We start from the raw sequence: 16,406 nt of genomic DNA, 5'->3' as shown, positions 1-16,406 counted from the left end.
TACCACCTTAATTAATTTTTTGTTTAATATAAATATGTTTAATCACATCTGGAGAAGTATAAAATTGAAAAATAAACTTTTCTCCTACTTTTGTATAAATTCTTTCCTGCTTTGTGTACGTATTTTCTGAAGCATTACTTTGATGCTTTATTATGCTCGCCGACTTGATCATAATATCTTGATGTCTATACTCGATATCACCTAACTTCAAATCGGTCACATTAATACTTTGATAAACTTCTTTAATCGCCTTCATATTTGGAAATACGATAATTTGGTACTCCGACATGTACTTTGTCATTAATATCAAACCATTATAGAAGACAATCTCACCTCTTAACCTTATTAAGGTTAAGAGTAATTCAAAAAATTGATATTGGCTTTCTGTATTTAATTGTAGTTCTTTAATAAGGAGATGACTGTTTTGAGAAGGTATCATACTGTCTATCCATGTATCATCGATAATAATTGAGACGTCTTGGCCATATTTTATACTCCATTTCACTATGGATATTAAAGATTCGATTTTATTTGGGATTTTAGGTTGATATAGGATTTTTACAGAGGGATTATTCTTCAATATCGTTGCTGTATTTTTGCTGGTTTCTATTTCTCGATGCACTTTATAGGTGATTTGTTTATAATCATTCATTTTGTGCGACATGCGTTTAGCGAGATAATTATTTTGACTATTCATCACTAACGTCACAATAGTATCTTTTAAATTTTCTTTTATGATTTGAGAAATTTTATCAAATTGTTGGTACGTTGCATCAATATAAAATTTAAATGTGCGTGGTCCATAAAAATATGTGCAATCTGTTAAATAATTTAATAACCTCTTTAGTTTAGTTGTATATTCCACTAAATTTTGTGACCTACTTAATTTGATTTCAAATGAAATATCAAATTGGTGTTCCAATATAAACGAGAACATTTGATGCATGCGCTTGTTACTTTCAAAATCACTGCGACATATATCTTTAAATAACTGATAAGAAAACAGTATATTGTATTGACCCATCTCTCTTCTCATCGATAACAACTTAGTTTGTTGAAAGTAATTGGTTAACGTTTCTATATTTGTTATATAAATAAGTAAGTTTGGTGTTCGTATCTTATCGTTCCAACTGTCTTCTTCTCTAATATTAATATTTACATGACCAATGTTTTGATTAGCAAGTTGTTTGAGTCGATTATGTATCTTATCGAAGTTCTTTAACTGAATCGCATGTTTATGATGAAATGTATAGTAAGTATCATGCATCATTTGTTTTCTAAATCTTGCTGGTGTAATACCATACCTCTTTCTAAATAAATCAATTAACACACCTTCATTGGCATAGCCATTCTCTGATGCAATTTGTGCTAAACATTTCTTGGTGTACATTAAATCAAATGTACAGTGTGATAATCGAATCATTTTCAATAATTCAGAATATCTTAATCCCGTTACTTCTCTTATTTTCTTTGATAAGTTCCGCTCAGTTAATAAACCGTTTCTTGCTACATCTGAAAAATACAATTTCTCTTTGCAATGCGCATACATATAATCGAAGCCTTTTCTTACATCAATATCTTCACTTAAGTTATATTTGTCATCTAAAATACGATACTCATGTAATGTCGTCATAAGTTGATGAATTTGTTCTATGATATTATCCAGATTCTTAGAAGTTGGATTAACATAACAAGTAATTAAATCAATCATGTTGATTTTAAGTAACTTGCTATCTAACTTCTCAGTATTGATAAAGTACTTTTTCTTAAAATTATAAAATGCGTCCAACTCTTCCCTTGAGATGTACAAACTTGCAATTATAGTATTTTTATCAGATTTTATTTCATAACGTTGTAGATCATTAATGATAATAAACTCATTTGCTTCATATTTCTTCATTTGTCCATTAATTAATATTTTACTACTTCCTTCTATTATATATAGAATTAGTAAACCAATATTAAACTCTGAATCAATATCTAATGATTGATAAATTTTCAATTGACTATCATTCAACATCATTTACACCTCTATTCACCTTAAACGTCTCAATTAATGATCAAGCATTATTATAATTCATTAAATATTGTCAAAAATACTATATTCTTGACTTTTTATTATGATATTTTGTACTTATTTAAATTGCTTTAATCCTTTCAGTTCTGATAAATAATGGTTATTAATAATATTATTAATGATGCAAGTCAAACTTTTTATTATGTCTTAAATATTACAAACGTGTAACATTCAAAAATTCCACCTATTCCAACACCCTCCAAACCCTTGATATCAAAAGGATTTAGTATTTAAGTTAAATGTTCGGAATTATTACATGAAATCATTAGATATTTAAATTAAATTACAAAGCCTTAACATTCCACACAAACCATTCTATTTCTGATAAAGTAGATTTTGTTGATTACAGCGAAGAAAAAAACTTAATGAAGAAAAACATATACGAAAAAATATTTTAAAATTATCTAGGAGGATTTACTTATTATGAAAAAATTAGCAACAGCAGCTATCGCAACAGCAGGAATCGCAACTTACATGGCACATGACGCGGATGCAGCAGAAAACACACAAGGATATAATCCAAACGATCCATATTCTTATTCTTACAATTACACAATCGATCAATCAGGTAACTACAACTATACTTGGGAAGGTAACTGGAATCCATCATCTCATTATGGTAACCAAGCTCAACAACAAGTATCTAACAATAACGCAACTTCAAATACTAATGCTTCATCAAATACAAACTATTCACAACCAGCATTCAATGCTGCACCAAATGGTGGCGGTTATGGAGAAACAAATAACACAACTTCTTCAAACCAAAATAACAATAACGTACACGTAACTACTTCAAACAGTAGTTCAGATGTTAAAACATCTACAACTTCAACTTCACGTCCATCAACTGGCGGCGGAGCTAACTTATACACTGCTGGACAATGTACTTACTATGCATTCAGCAAACGTCCTGACTTAGGAAGCACTTGGGGAAATGCAAATAACTGGGCTAATGCAGCAGCACAATCTGGTTACACTGTAAACAACTCTCCAAAAGCAGGAGCAGTATTACAAACTACAGCTGGTGGTTACGGTCACGTAGCATACGTTGACAAAGTAAACTCTGACGGTTCAATCCAATTATCAGAAATGAACTACCAAGGTGTTGGTGTTGTTTCAACTCGTACTATCTCAGCTTCAGCAGCTGGTTCTTATAACTACATTCACTAAGAGTGAATTCAAAAAAGGCTGGGACATAATATATGTCTCAGCCTTTTTTAGTATCTTGGCAGTAGATGACTGAGTTGAAAATACGCTTGTACCAAGCTTTTTTCAACTCTAGTCATCCTTGCCGGGGCGGGACTACGAAATCTTTTTATATAAATTAGATTTCTGTCCCGCTCCCTTTTTATTTTGCTTTATTTTAAGTCTACATCCCCTATTTTACTACGTTCATTTCTATTTAATGATCAACTTCACAATTATAAAATGACGACTTTCTACTATATAATAGATATTTAAAAAACACATTCTAGTTATCTACTATTTTTGACACTAAATCTAATAAGAAAAACATAACTTGAAAACTACATGCATAAAAAGTGCCGACAAAGTCTAAAACTTTGTCGGCACTTTTTTATAGAGATATACATTAATACATGTACGTCTCTTTTTTAATTTATATCACAATATAAAAAGTATATTACAAGGCAATGACATAAGTATTCTCACAATTTAAGCCAAAAGCCTATTTTAACGCATTTCTCCATATATTACTGAGTGTCATATTTTTTCGTAAATATTACTAGAACATTGTATACCATTATGGTTAGGTAACAACTCGATGAAAATCAACACAAACTCAAATTCATCTGATAAAGTATTACTTGTCGTGAGGAAACGACGTTAAATTTAAATTTACAAAATTAAAACATATACGAAATTTACGGAGGAATATTTACAATGAAAAAATTAACAACTACAGCAATTATTACTACAGGTTTAGCAACAACTATTATCGGACATGGAGAAGAAGCATCAGCGGATACGTTTAACAACGTTCAAACGCCTGAACAATCTCAAAGTTTCCATAGCAACTATAATAATAGCTTTAATAGTAACCACTCTAATAACTATAACCAAAATTACAATACTTCAAACATGAATCAATCAGATTCATTAACATCATATTCACAAACATCAACTGAGCAAACTTCAACTGAACAAACATCAACTAAATCAACGAGCTCATCATCAGCTAACTTATATACGCCAGGTCAATGTACTTACTACGTATTCGATAAAAAACAAGCTGATGGAGAACCTATCAGCTCAACATGGGGTAATGCAAACCAATGGGCAGCAAATGCGGCAGCTGATGGATACACAGTAGATAACACACCTAAAGAAGGATCAATCTTACAAAGTACTGCTGGAGCATATGGACACGTAGCATACGTTGAAAATGTTAACTCTGACGGTAGCGTAGAAGTTTCTGAAATGAACTACGAAGGTGAAGGTGTTGTATCTTCTCGTACAATCTCAGCTTCTGAAGCTGGTTCATACAACTACATTCACTAAGATATTGTATTACATTTAAATTATAACTAAATATGAAAATTTATCTAATAACACCTTTAATTTTTAAAGGTGTTATTTTACTTTAAAAAAGCAAAACTTTATCGTTACTATAAATAAAATCTATGATATCATGACGTATACTCATATTATTGATAAGAGTATACTTTTTTAACAATCCCCTTTTGAAACGTTTCTTATGCACTTCCATTTGGAATGCATGATTTTTTTTGTATTTTACACTGCAAAGCTTTAAAGGAGGACTTTTTTTGGATAAAAAAATTAAAAAACCGAGAAAAAGATATATAAGTTTGCCTACTCAAATCTTAATAGCATTAATACTTGGTGTTGTAGTAGGTTATTTTTTACATGGTCAAGATCACCTTATTAAATTCATACAACCTGTCGGCGATGTATTCTTAAACTTAATCAAAATGATCGTAATACCAATTGTATTCTGTTCATTAGCATTATCAATCTCTAATGTAGGCGATATGCATACAGTTGGACGTTATGGTTGGAAAACGATTTTATACTTTGAAATCATCACGACTGTCGCGATTGGATTAGGTATGATATTTGGTAATCTATTCAAACCTGGTCTTGGGTTAGATGCTTCTAAACTACCTAAAGGTGATATTTCTAAATATGAACAATCGGCAGATGCTGCTGAGAAATCTACTTACGGAAATCATGTGATTGACACTATCGTACACATTATTCCAACAAATATTTTCGAAGCATTAACTGCTGGCGAATTACTACCGATTATATTCTTTGCGGTATTCTTCGGACTTGCGATTGCTGCAATCGGAGAAAAGGGGCAGCCCGTTAAAGATGTATTAAACGGTTCACTAGAAGCCGTATTCTGGATGATACATAGAATATTAAGACTTGCACCTTATGGGGTGTTCGCATTTATCTGTGTTACCATTATGACTTTCGGTTTATCAGCATTACTACCATTAGGTAAATTAATGGCTGTAGTTACAGGCGCAATCGTATTCTTTATTATTGTCGTTTTAGGTATCGTTGCTAAAATATGTGGTGTTAACATATTCCACATTATCATCATACTTAAAGACGAATTGTTACTTGCTTTCTCAACTTCAAGTTCAGAAACAGTATTGCCTTCAGTAATGGAGAAAATGGAGAAATTCGGTGCACCAAAAGACATTGTTTCATTCGTTGTACCTACAGGTTATACATTTAACTTAGATGGCTCAGCTTTATACCAATCTATCGCTGCACTATTTGTAGCACAGATGTACGGTGTGCATTTATCACTTGCTGAACAACTTATTTTAATGTTTACATTAATGATTACTTCTAAAGGTATGGCAGCCGTTCCTGGTACTTCTATAGTTGTATTATTAACAACTTTAGGATCTATGGGACTTAATCCTCAAGGTCTTGCACTTATCATCGGTATCGATAGATTACTCGATATGATGAGAACTTGTGTGAACGTTGTAGGTAACTCATTATCAACAATTGTCATTGCTAAATGGGAAGATAAATATGATCACGAAAAAGGTAAAGCATATTTCCAGACTTATAAAAAATCATAGATAAAAAAGATTCGGCTAAGGGGAGCCGAATCTTTTTTGTTTTCTTTATTTTAATGAGTCTTGAATTTTCTTAATTTCATCTTGTTTTAAGTCTACAACTACTTCTCCGTCTTTCGTATCTTCTTTCAAAGCATCTTTCGCTTCTTCTGAATGATATAAGTCTGCAATTTTCTTATATGTTTTATTGTCTTTATCTTTTGTATTTGCAGCTATGAAATTAATATAAGGTTTCGCTGCATTAGCATCTGGATCTTCTAAATAGATTGGATCTTTCTTAGGATCTAATCCTGCTTTTGATGCTACACCGTTGTTGATAATTGAAATATCGACTTCATCTATCGCTCTAGCTGTTTGTTGTGCATCTACTGCTTTAATATCAAGTTTCTTTTTATTTTCAATTATATTTTTAGGGCCACCATCTAAACCAAAGTCTTTATCTAATTTAATGTAGCCTGCTTTTTCTAATAATTTAAGCGCTCTTGCTTGGTTAGACACGTCATTAGGAATAACTACTTTCGCACCTTCTTTTAAATCTTTGATGTTCTTCACTTTTTTAGAGTAAATGCCTAAAGGCGCAAATACTGTTGTTCTAATAGGTGTAATATCTGTACCTTTATTTGCTTTTTCAAATTGATCTAAGAAAGCAAAGTGTTGGAATGAGTTTAAATCAATGTCTCCATCTGACAAAGCTTTATTTGGCACATTGTAATCTGAGAATTGTTTAATTTCGATATCTATACCATCTTTTTTCGCCAGTTCTTTCACTTTATCCCAAACTGCCGTATCATTCGATGCAATACCTATCGTTACTTTTTTATCATCTTTCTTATCTCCACATGCTGCTAATAATACAACTAATGCAACTAATAATGTTAAAACCTTTTTCAAATTAACCACTCCTCTTATTTTTTAATTTCTTCTAACAAGTCTTGAAAGTACATTTCCTAACGATTGAATCACTTGAACCATAATAACGAGAATAACGACTGTAATAACGATGACAATCGTATCAAACCTTTGATAGCCATATGCGAGTGCTAAATCGCCTATACCACCGCCACCAACAGCGCCTGCCATTGCTGTTGCACCGATAAGTCCTATGATTGATGTCGTTAATGCTAAGATTAACGAACCTAAAGCTTCTGGTAATAAAAAGTACCTAATAATTTGAAACGGTGAAGCACCCATTGAATGTGCTGCTTCTATGACACCCGCATTCACTTCTAATAATGAATTTTCAACGAGTCTTGCAATATACGGGGCAACATAAACAGTTAATGGGACAATAGCTGCAGACGTCCCTATCGAGCTACCTACGATTAATTTCGTAAATGGCACAATTGCGATGAGTAATATAATAAATGGCAATGACCTAAAAATATTTATTATCGGATTAAGCACGTAATAAATGATTTTATTTTCCCATATGCCCTTTTTCCTCGTAATCACTAATAGAATACCTAATGGGATACCGATTAATGCACCTAACACTAAAGAAACGGTAACCATGTATAATGTTTGGTAAATTGAATCTATTAATTGAGATGAATCTAATGACGAACCGAACATTACGCATCAACCTCCTCAAATTCGATTTGAGCTTCCTTCAAATATTGAAAACTATTTTGAATAGCTGCTTGTTCTCCTTTTAAACGTAAAGTTAAATAACCTACAGGAATACCTTGTATATCTGACATCGAAGCAAATAGAACATTAATCTGCACCTGACACTTCGTAATCAAATCATTGATAATGGATTGCGTCACTTGCTCACCATCTATGTATAATTTAATATCAACTGCATCTTGATCTGTCTTAATCAATTTACGTAAATTCGGTGAAATATCTGTTGTAATTACAGTAGATACAAAATTCTTAGCTGTTTCAGTTTCTGGATGACTAAATACATCTAGAACAGCGCCCATTTCTATGACTTTCCCACTTTCCATTACAGCTACTTTGTTACATATCTTCTGAATGACACTCATTTCATGTGTAATTAGCAGTATGGTAACGCCAAATTGTTCATTCACTCTTTTTAACAATTTCAATATGGAATCTGTTGTCGCTGGATCTAATGCACTTGTTGCTTCATCACATAACAAAATCTTCGGATCAGTAACCAATGCACGTGCAATTGCTACTCTTTGCTTTTGACCACCAGATAATTCGTTAGGATATTGTTTCCCTTTATCTTCTAATCCTACAAATGCTAACAACTCATTTACTTTCTCTTTAATATCTTTCTTGCTTTTACCTTGAAGTATTAAAGGCATTGCCACATTATTAAAGACCGTCTTAGAATTTAATAAGTTAAAATGCTGAAAAATCATTCCTATTTGTTTCTTTACACTTTGCAGTTCTTTCTTCGAATAGCGATTGACGTCATGACCATCTACAATCACTTCTCCCGATGTTTTTTCTTCCAACACATTTACAAGCCTAATTAATGTACTCTTACCTGCACCACTATATCCAATGACACCAAATATATCTTGTGGTTCAACTTTGAAGCTCACATCATCTAAAGCTTGTATTTTAGAATTCTTTTGTTGGAAAATTTTATTTACATTTTTAAACTCTATCATAACCATTCTCCCTCCCGAATTCTTATTAATATGATAAGAATTATATTGATATTTAATCCTATCGTCAACACTAAATATCAAATTTTTCTAAATATTCATACTAACTTATCCCTTTTTTATAGAAATGACCTATTGCATAAAAAATTCAATTAAACACACGAGTTATGTAAGCGTTACCAATTATTATTGACAATTGTGTGTCATATCAATAAAATGTTAACTAAGATGTATTTTTACATTATAAAGGGGGTTATTACATGGTTGAGCATGATTATGGGAGAATTGCTGAGGATCCTAAATTTAAGGCGCTTGTTAAAAAGAGAAATGCATTTATCTTTCCGATTTCTATCTTTTTTATTGTTGCCACACTTTTATTCCCAGTATTAACGAGTTACACAGAGATTTTAAATACCGTTGCATTTTGGAACATATCTTGGGCATGGATTTATGCATTATTACTTTTTGTTATGGTTTGGACACTCGTGACGCTTTATATGCGAAAAGCTAAAAGTTTCGATAAAGATGCACAGGAATTATTAAAAACTTATAGAGAGGAGCAACAAAGATGAATCCTATCGTCGTTATTATGTTTTTAATATTTGTGAGTATTACTTTATTGATTACATATTTCGCTTCGAAACGAACACAATCAACAAATGATTTCTATACAGCTGGTGGTGGTCTGACCGGTTGGCAAAATGGATTAGCGATAGCGGGAGATTATTTATCAGCGGCATCATTTTTAGGAATTGCAGGTGCAATTGCTTTATGGGGATTTGACGGTTTCTTCTATAGTATTGGTTATTTAACAGCATATTTAATCGTACTTTATATCGTTGCTGAACCTTTACGTAATCTTGGTAAATATACTTTAGCCGATATGATTGCTGCAAGATTTGAACTTAAAAAAGTTCGCGCAATGGCAGCAGTTTCTTCAATCACAATCGTTATCTTCTATATGTTAGCGCAACTTGTTGGTGCAGGTGCACTCATTCAATTATTATTTGGCATCCCGTATACAGTTGCTGTTATTCTAGTAGGTATTATGATGACGATTTATGTATTATTTGGTGGGATGACGGCTACAAGTTGGGTACAAATGGTTAAAGCTGTGCTACTGATGATTGGAACAGTGATTATTACATTTTTAGTTCTATTACACTTTAACTTTAATATTTCGACAATGTTCGGAGAAATGCACAATATTAAATCAAGTGATTTTAAAGGAGAGTTTATTAATCCAGGATCACAAGGTAAACCACCTTTAGATAATATATCACTGATTATCGCATTATTATTTGGTACAGCTGGGTTACCACATATCCTGATGCGTTTCTTCACAGTAAAAGATGCGCAAACAGCAAGATCTTCAGTAATGTGGGCAACTTGGATTATTGGTATATTTTATATTTTAACGATCTTCTTAGGATTTGGTGCTGCAGCATTATTAACGCGAGAAGAAATCATTTCAGCAAATCCTGCTGGGAATATGGCTGCACCACTATTAGCAGAAAAATTAGGCGGAGATTTCCTCATGTCCTTTGTATCAGCTGTTGCATTTGCGACGATATTAGCCGTAGTTGCAGGTCTCGTATTAACAGGCGCTTCGGCATTTGCACACGATATTTATGGACAAGTTATTAAAAAAGGGAAAATCACTGAAAAAGAACAAATGAAAGCAGCGAAATTAGCATCATTAACAGTATCTGTTGTTTCAATAATATTGGCATTGTTTGCACAGAATTTAAACGTCGCATTTCTAGTGTCATTAGCCTTCTGTGTTGCAGCAAGTGCGAATCTACCAGTCATTGTGTATACAATATTCTGGAAGAGATTTAATACACAAGGTGCGATAGTCGGGATAGCTGTTGGTTTAATCGTTTCATTAGTACTCGTTATATTGAGTCCAAATGTTATGAATCCTGATGGTAGTGCATTTATAGCAATGGCACCAATATTCCCACTATCAAATCCTGCAATTATATCTGTACCCGCAGGATTCTTGGCAGCATTCTTAGGAACATTCCTTGGAAAATCAGAATCTGAAGAAAAATTCAGAGAAGTACAAGTAAAATCAGCAACAGGCATTTCTACTTCAGATATTTCACATTAAATATAGAAAAAACAGCGTCTACGAAAATGTAGACGCTGTTTTTCTGTTTGAGTTGCAAAGATATCGTGCGATTGACCCTGAATCGCACGATATCTCGGCACTTACCCTAAAGTCTTCGTGCGTTTAACACCTCATCGCACGATATCTCGGCATTCTTCCTCTATTTCAACTTCGCTTTTTGTAAAAACTTCACTTTTCTATTCATTGCTTTAGATGATGTTTTCTTCATCATGGCATTTCTTGATTTAATTTTCATCGTACTTGTAGCTTGTCCTACTTTACCTATTTTACGTGATTTTAATATCACTTTCTTTGTATGTTTTACTCTTAATTTATCATATCGTTTAAGCGCCGCTTCTATGTCTCTATCTTTTATTAAATTTGCTAATGTAACTGCATCTTCAATTGCTTGTCCTGCACCTTGTCCCATATTTGGTGTTGTTGCATGTGCAGCATCTCCTAATAATACAACTCTACCGGATACGAATGATTTTAATGGCGCAATGTCATAAATATCATGTTGTAATATCCCTACTTCATCTTGTGCATCTAAAATCTGTCTCACTTCATTAGGAAATTGGTTAAAATATGCTTGTAAGTGTGGTTTCTCAAATGATTTGAATTGTAGATCATTTTCTTTAGCATTCATTGTACAGAACCAATAGTATTGATTTTCTTTTAATGGTACAATGCCAAATCTTCCTTTATGTCCCCAGTATTCTAATGCTTCTTTCCCGTCTATATCTAATTTAGCGTTTACTACGCCTCTAAAACATGTATATCCTGCATATTTTGGTAATGATTTAGGATAGATTTGAGTTCTAATATTCGAATGTAGACCGTCTGCTGCTATGACTAATTCGAATTCTTCTACTTCTCCATTGTCAAAGCAAAGTCTTACACCGTCTCCAGTTGGTTTGAATTCTGTTACTTTATGATTCAGATGAATACGTTCAGATGGCACATATGTCTTTAAAATTTCATGTAATACATTTCTATGGATTGTGATATTATGTGTGTCGTCTTGCTTCATATTTAAAGCACTTAAATTTTCGTCTAAGTCTGAATGTATTTTAATTTGTTCTAAAGGCTGACCTTCTTGCTCAATTGCATAAGCCATTCTATATTGTTTCAGTGCTTTTAATGCATTGCTTCCAATGCCTATACCTGCACCTACTTGATCTAAATTATCTTTACCTTCATAGACATTAACATCATGTCCGATTTGGCACATTAAGCCAGCGACTGTTAAGCCACCTATGCCTGCTCCAACTACAGCAATCTTCATTTTGTTCACTACTTTCTTTGTAATAAAAATTTCAGTATTTAATTTTATTTTAACATGAAACTAAATTTATAAATATAGTATAAATCCAACATAGATAATCACTTTATTTATAATAGTTTTTACTAATCTTCGCTTTCTTCAAGTCATGTTTTTCATAATAATGTTCCATAATACTACCGATGCTCGTCGCCCAATTGACATCTGTCGCATACAGATGCTGTCCAGGGTTATATGGATTCCATCTCATTTTATAAAGTGTGTTTTGTTCATTATTAATGTATTCATTACTGACAAATTCAGCGCCACCTTTAATGGCTTTTTCTGGTGAATTCCAGTTTTGCTTTTTGGCAAAACTACTACCTTCTTCTACTGCATTTCTATCAAACGCACCTATACCATAAAAGTTATAAAATGTTTTCCCGTTGGACATTTTAATTCCCTTTGCTAGTTCTGAATTACCATTGCCAGTTTCAATAAATGCATGACTTAATAAATAAATTACATTCACATCATATTTTTCTTGAGCTTCTAAAAAAGCCTTTTCACGTCCTTTGAAAATGCCTTTATCTTTTAAAATTTCTTTCAATTGTTCTTCGGATATATCAACCTTCTTGGAAATATCCATAAATTGCAGGTCGGTCTTACTCTTATCTATATCCATAAATTCATCGATATCCTTTTTGTTTGCATACACAAATTGATTATCCTTTTGTGTAAGTGCAGGAGAATCACTCTTTGTTTGTAATTCTAAAGCTTGATCATAAGTATAAGATTGTTTTTCTTTAAAAAATGGAGACTCAAAAATAATTAACAAAACAATAAAAACAACAATAATCACGAGTCCTAAAATTAAAGAAAACCTTTCTCTCAAGAAATTAATATAGCTCACACCTTTTCTATTTTTAAATGTTCCTGTTTTATTTTAACTTATCTTTTTCATTTTGTAATCTTAATGTCGCCAGTAACAAAAAAGTTAACAACATACTACTCTATCTATATCGGTCAAAAGCATGTATCATTAAGTAACTAAATTATATTTTGATAGGAGTCTATATTTTGATATTACTTATTATATTGGGTGTCATTGCTGGTCTATGTGTGCCATTACAAACTTCTATAAATTCTAGGCTTGGCACATACACAAAATCTCCCATTCTTGCATCGTTTTACTCATTCTTTATCGGAACAATTGTACTTATCGTCGTAAATTTAATGATGAATCCTCAAAAACTCACACCTTCGTTTCTATTTAACCAAGATTTTTCATACGTTTGGTTTACTGGCGGACTTTTAGGTGTTGTATTTTTAACCGGTAATTTATTACTATTACCTCGAATTGGCGCTGCTTTAACAGTTGTTATGACAGTATGTGGTCAAATTATCATGGGATTATTCATTGATCAATTTGGTTTGTTCGGCACTGATATTCATTTAATAAATTTAACGCGCGTGCTTGGCGTAATATTGATGTTATTGGGTATATTATTAATGAATTATAAAAAGAAAACATCAAGAATCATTACGAACGAATCGAGTCATACAAATTATTGGCTCATTGTCGGTATAATGACAGGCTGTTTGCCACCTATACAAACAGCGATTAATAGTGCATTAAGATATGAAGTTCAATCATTTTATTTATCTGCACTTATTTCATTTGGAATTGGTACGATCGCATTATTTATTTTGTCTTTAATTATCGTGCGACGTATTCGTTTCAGTTTCACCCACCCTACACAAGGTAAAATCAAGCCGATTTACTTTTTAGGTGGTGCTTTAGGGGTGATTTTTGTTACGACAAATATCATATTAATGCCAGAGCTTGGTGCCGCATTGACATTAATGGTTGTTATATTCGGTCAAATGCTCATGGGATTATTTATTGATCACTTCGGTTTATTTAATACACCTAAATTCAAAATTACAAAACGACGTTTTATCGGAGCATCTCTTGTTTTTATTGGTATCGTGATTTTAAAATTATTTTAACTTGATATGAAGGAGGAATTTAAATGGATCTTTCAATAAAATCTGGTGACGGCATGTTGAACATACGCGTTGGTGCAATCATAAAAGACAAAAATGGCTATTGTTTTCATTATGATAAACAACGCCGGTTTTATGCTTTAATAGGCGGAAGAGTTAAATATTACGAAAGTTCTGATGCAGCAATCAAACGTGAAATTAAAGAGGAATTAGGCATTGAATGTAATAACATTAAATTTGTTTCTACAATTCAAAATTTCTTTGAATATGCGGGGACGTCTTACCATGAAATATCATTTATTTATGAATTCACGTTAGAAACTTCATTAGAAGACTTAGATATTCCATCCGATCCAAAAGTAGATTACGTATCTGTTAAACTTCCAGACATCGATTCAATTAATCTACTGCCTGAAAAAGTTAAAGATATTATTTTAGAAACTGTAGATGTTCAACCACTATTTATCCATCATGACAAAGGAAAATAACATAAAACATCTCTACTAAAGGGGCTCTATACTCAATTAATTAGTTTCATTCTCATTTTAATATAAGTACATTCTTATAAACTGCACACTTAATGACTTTCGTTAAGTATGCGGTTTTTCTTATTAAAAGGGTAAAATGTTTATTTTTTAACTTTTAGGATATTATATTTAAATATAGTCCTACATTTAAATTCATTTCTTTCATTTTCATCGATACATTTACTTGTCACTTCGCTTAGTTTAAATTATAATGAGTATGAAATTAGAATTATTATAATTAAGAATCATAAGGAGGATAATTATGAGTAACAAATCTAAACTTACAGGTCTATTTGGCGCACCTGTCTCAGATCGAGAAAATACAATGACTGCTGGAAAACGCGGTCCTATTTCAATGCAAGATATATACTTTTTAGAACAAATGGCACATTTCGATAGAGAAGTTATCCCTGAACGCCGTATGCACGCTAAAGGTTCAGGTGCTTTCGGGACATTTACAGTTACACATGATATTACACAATATACAAATGCTAAAATCTTTTCAGAAATCGGGAAACAAACAGAAATGTTCGCACGTTTCTCTACAGTAGCTGGTGAACGTGGTGCTGCAGATGCTGAGCGTGACATTCGTGGTTTTGCACTTAAATTCTATACTGAAGATGGTAACTGGGACTTAGTTGGTAACAACACGCCTGTATTCTTCTTCCGTGACCCTAAATTATTTGCAAGTTTAAACCACGTTGTTAAACGTGATCCTAAAACAAATATGCATAACCCTCAATCAAACTGGGATTTCTGGACTTTATTACCAGAAGCATTACACCAAGTAACAATCTTAATGTCTGATAGAGGTATTCCTAAAGGCTTCCGTAATATGCACGGTTTCGGTTCACATACTTATTCAATGTATAACGATGCTGGTGAACGTGTATGGGTTAAATTCCACTTCAGAACTCAACAAGGTATTGAAAATTACCAAGGTGACGAAGCTGAACAAGTTGTCGCTAAAGACCGTGAATCAAGTCAAAGAGACTTATTCAATGCAATTGAAGATGGCAACTTCCCTAAATGGAAAATGTATATTCAAGTTATGACTGAAGAACAAGCAAGAAATCATAAAGACAATCCATTTGATTTAACAAAAGTTTGGTATAAAGATGAATATCCACTAATTCCAGTTGGTGAATTCGAATTAAATCGTAACCCTGAGAACTATTTCCAAGATGTAGAACAAGCGGCATTCGCACCTACTAACATTATACCTGGATTAGATTTCTCACCAGATAGAATGTTACAAGGACGTTTATTCTCATATGGAGATGCTCAACGTTACCGTTTAGGTGTAAACCATTGGCAAATCCCTGTGAACTCAGCTAAAGGTGCAGCTAATGTTTGTCCATTCTCAAGAGATGGTCAAATGCGCGTAGATGGAAACCAAGGTGGCGGTATTAACTATTATCCAAATAGTTATGAAGCACATGAATCACAACCTGAATATAAAAAGCCTAGTCTACCAGTAGAAGGCGATTTATATGAGCATGACTTCCGTGAAGATGATGATAATTACTACGAACAACCAGGTAAATTATTCCGTCTACAATCACCAGAAGCTCAACAACGTATATTCCAAAACACTGCTAACGAAATGCAAGGTACAACAGACGAAGTGAAACATCGTCATATCCGCAACTGTTATAAAGCTGATCCAGCTTACGGTAAAGGTGTAGCTGATGCATTAGGCATAGACATTAACGCTGTTGATTTAGAAGGTTAAT

14 protein-coding genes are annotated in these 16,406 nt (G+C 32.7%); 8 read left to right on the top strand and 6 right to left on the bottom strand.

From position 1 onward, the window contains the following. Positions 1 to 7 precede the first annotated feature (7 nt). Complete coding sequence (locus P3U32_RS02550) at positions 8 to 2,020, bottom strand: helix-turn-helix transcriptional regulator (RefSeq protein ID WP_323704041.1); 2,013 nt, start codon at positions 2,018 to 2,020, stop codon at positions 8 to 10. A gap of 480 nt (positions 2,021 to 2,500) precedes the next feature. On the opposite strand from P3U32_RS02550, the gene P3U32_RS02545 reads away from it, so the two are divergent. The 3 genes from P3U32_RS02545 to P3U32_RS02535 all read left to right on the top strand — a co-directional run bounded on the left by P3U32_RS02545 (position 2,501) and on the right by P3U32_RS02535 (position 6,168). Further along, positions 2,501 to 3,250 carry a CHAP domain-containing protein gene (locus P3U32_RS02545; protein WP_323704040.1) on the top strand — a complete coding sequence of 250 codons (750 nt, stop codon included), beginning with the start codon at positions 2,501 to 2,503 and terminating at the stop codon, positions 3,248 to 3,250. Between the two features lie 732 nt (positions 3,251 to 3,982). Next, positions 3,983 to 4,600, top strand: coding sequence for a CHAP domain-containing protein (locus P3U32_RS02540; RefSeq protein ID WP_323704039.1), 618 nt, complete (start codon positions 3,983 to 3,985; stop codon positions 4,598 to 4,600). 278 nt (positions 4,601 to 4,878) lie between these two features. After that, positions 4,879 to 6,168, top strand: coding sequence for a cation:dicarboxylate symporter family transporter (locus tag P3U32_RS02535; RefSeq protein ID WP_323704833.1), 1,290 nt, complete (start codon positions 4,879 to 4,881; stop codon positions 6,166 to 6,168). Positions 6,169 to 6,213: 45 nt separating this feature from the next. Here P3U32_RS02535 and gmpC read toward each other — a convergent pair whose 3' ends face one another. From gmpC to P3U32_RS02520, 3 genes are read right to left on the bottom strand one after another with little or no spacing between them, the layout of a single operon-like run. Beyond that, entirely contained in the window at positions 6,214 to 7,056 is an 843-nt protein-coding gene (gmpC, locus tag P3U32_RS02530; RefSeq protein WP_323704038.1) for a dipeptide ABC transporter glycylmethionine-binding lipoprotein, read from the bottom strand. A gap of 21 nt (positions 7,057 to 7,077) precedes the next feature. Next, positions 7,078 to 7,737, bottom strand: coding sequence for a methionine ABC transporter permease (locus tag P3U32_RS02525; RefSeq protein ID WP_323704037.1), 660 nt, complete (start codon positions 7,735 to 7,737; stop codon positions 7,078 to 7,080). Next, on the bottom strand, positions 7,737 to 8,756 hold the full coding sequence (locus P3U32_RS02520) for a methionine ABC transporter ATP-binding protein (RefSeq protein ID WP_323704036.1): 1,020 nt from the start codon (positions 8,754 to 8,756) through the stop codon (positions 7,737 to 7,739). Before P3U32_RS02520 ends, P3U32_RS02525 begins: the two co-directional genes overlap by 1 nt. Positions 8,757 to 9,013: 257 nt before the next feature. On the opposite strand from P3U32_RS02520, the gene P3U32_RS02515 reads away from it, so the two are divergent. Both P3U32_RS02515 and P3U32_RS02510 read left to right on the top strand, forming a co-directional pair. After that, positions 9,014 to 9,325, top strand: a complete 312-nt coding sequence (locus P3U32_RS02515; RefSeq protein WP_323704035.1) for a DUF485 domain-containing protein — start codon at positions 9,014 to 9,016, stop codon at positions 9,323 to 9,325. After that, positions 9,322 to 10,869, top strand: coding sequence for a solute symporter family protein (locus tag P3U32_RS02510; protein ID WP_323704034.1), 1,548 nt, complete (start codon positions 9,322 to 9,324; stop codon positions 10,867 to 10,869). The genes P3U32_RS02515 and P3U32_RS02510 overlap by 4 nt, the downstream gene beginning before the upstream one ends. A 160-nt stretch (positions 10,870 to 11,029) precedes the next feature. Here the strand turns inward: P3U32_RS02510 and P3U32_RS02505 are convergent, their stop codons facing one another. Beyond that, positions 11,030 to 12,157, bottom strand: coding sequence for an FAD-dependent monooxygenase (locus P3U32_RS02505; protein ID WP_323704033.1), 1,128 nt, complete (start codon positions 12,155 to 12,157; stop codon positions 11,030 to 11,032). 103 nt (positions 12,158 to 12,260) lie between these two features. After that, positions 12,261 to 13,028, bottom strand: coding sequence for an N-acetylglucosaminidase (locus tag P3U32_RS02500; protein WP_323704032.1), 768 nt, complete (start codon positions 13,026 to 13,028; stop codon positions 12,261 to 12,263). 185 nt (positions 13,029 to 13,213) lie between these two features. Between P3U32_RS02500 and P3U32_RS02495 the strand changes: the two genes are divergently transcribed. The 3 genes from P3U32_RS02495 (at position 13,214) to P3U32_RS02485 (ending at position 16,405) form a co-directional block, all read left to right on the top strand. Further along, the gene (locus tag P3U32_RS02495) at positions 13,214 to 14,146 is read left to right on the top strand and encodes a DMT family transporter (protein WP_323704031.1); all 933 of its coding nucleotides are present in this window, start codon (positions 13,214 to 13,216) and stop codon (positions 14,144 to 14,146) included. Positions 14,147 to 14,169: 23 nt separating this feature from the next. Then, positions 14,170 to 14,631: an NUDIX hydrolase gene (locus P3U32_RS02490; RefSeq protein WP_323704030.1), complete on the top strand. Its 462-nt coding sequence runs from the start codon at positions 14,170 to 14,172 to the stop codon at positions 14,629 to 14,631. Positions 14,632 to 14,932: 301 nt separating this feature from the next. Beyond that, positions 14,933 to 16,405, top strand: coding sequence for a catalase (locus tag P3U32_RS02485; protein ID WP_323704029.1), 1,473 nt, complete (start codon positions 14,933 to 14,935; stop codon positions 16,403 to 16,405). The last annotated feature ends 1 nt before the right edge of the window (position 16,406 follow it).

Origin of the sequence: Mammaliicoccus sp. Dog046 (assembly GCF_034039665.1) — a bacterium.
GTDB lineage: Bacteria > Bacillota > Bacilli > Staphylococcales > Staphylococcaceae > Mammaliicoccus.
Note: the sequence above shows the minus strand (reverse complement) of the source record. Positions and strands in the feature narration are given on the sequence as shown.

Coding starts and splice junctions, on each gene's coding strand:
- P3U32_RS02490 (WP_323704030.1), top strand. CDS start 14,170: ATGGATCTTTCAATAAAATCTGGTGACGGCATGTTGAACATACGCGTT.
- P3U32_RS02505 (WP_323704033.1), bottom strand. CDS start 12,157: ATGAAGATTGCTGTAGTTGGAGCAGGCATAGGTGGCTTAACAGTCGCT.
- P3U32_RS02510 (WP_323704034.1), top strand. CDS start 9,322: ATGAATCCTATCGTCGTTATTATGTTTTTAATATTTGTGAGTATTACT.
- P3U32_RS02520 (WP_323704036.1), bottom strand. CDS start 8,756: ATGATAGAGTTTAAAAATGTAAATAAAATTTTCCAACAAAAGAATTCT.
- P3U32_RS02550 (WP_323704041.1), bottom strand. CDS start 2,020: ATGTTGAATGATAGTCAATTGAAAATTTATCAATCATTAGATATTGAT.
- P3U32_RS02540 (WP_323704039.1), top strand. CDS start 3,983: ATGAAAAAATTAACAACTACAGCAATTATTACTACAGGTTTAGCAACA.
- P3U32_RS02545 (WP_323704040.1), top strand. CDS start 2,501: ATGAAAAAATTAGCAACAGCAGCTATCGCAACAGCAGGAATCGCAACT.
- P3U32_RS02485 (WP_323704029.1), top strand. CDS start 14,933: ATGAGTAACAAATCTAAACTTACAGGTCTATTTGGCGCACCTGTCTCA.
- P3U32_RS02525 (WP_323704037.1), bottom strand. CDS start 7,737: ATGTTCGGTTCGTCATTAGATTCATCTCAATTAATAGATTCAATTTAC.
- P3U32_RS02515 (WP_323704035.1), top strand. CDS start 9,014: ATGGTTGAGCATGATTATGGGAGAATTGCTGAGGATCCTAAATTTAAG.